The following is a 614-nucleotide window of genomic DNA, read 5'->3' as shown; positions in this document are numbered from 1 at the left end:
CGAACCAGGGAGAGGGGCAGGAACTGATCGATGCGCTGCCCGTCGATCTCGCCCAGGGGCATCACCTCGATGAGGGTCAGGTCCATGCCCCGCCCATGCGCCCAGGCGAGCAGGGATTCGATCTCGTCCTCGTTCACGGCTTTCAGCGCCACGGCGTTGATCTTCACCTGGAGGCCCGCCGCCTGCGCGGCATCGAGCCCGTGCAGCACCTTGGCGAGATCGCCCCAGCGGGTGATGCGGCGGAATTTGTCCGGGTCGAGGGTGTCGATGGACACGTTGATCCGCTTCACGCCGCAGGCGGCAAGCTCCGTGGCGTAGCGGGCGAGCTGTGAGCCGTTGGTGGTGACGGTGAGCTCGTCGAGCGCACCGGTCTCCAGGTGGCGGGACAAGGAGCCGAACAGCTTCATGATGTTCCGCCGCACCAGGGGCTCGCCACCGGTGATGCGCAGCTTGCGCACGCCGTGCCCGACGAAGACCGAGCAGATGCGGTCGAGCTCCTCCAGGGTGAGCAGGTCGCGCTTTGGCAGGAAGGCCATGTCCTCGGACATGCAATAGACGCAGCGGAAGTCGCAGCGGTCCGTCACCGAGACGCGCAGATAGGTGATCGCCCGGCC

At 66.9% G+C, this 614-nt stretch carries 1 protein-coding gene; it reads right to left on the bottom strand.

The window, feature by feature from the left end:
- On the bottom strand, positions 1-614 hold a 614-nt coding region (locus JKG68_RS32830), incomplete at both ends, for a GTP 3',8-cyclase MoaA (protein ID WP_202066664.1).

Origin of the sequence: Microvirga aerilata, from assembly GCF_016743775.1 — a bacterium.
In the GTDB taxonomy this organism is placed as follows: Bacteria; Pseudomonadota; Alphaproteobacteria; order Rhizobiales; family Beijerinckiaceae; genus Microvirga; species Microvirga aerilata.
Note: the sequence above shows the minus strand (reverse complement) of the source record. Positions and strands in the feature narration are given on the sequence as shown.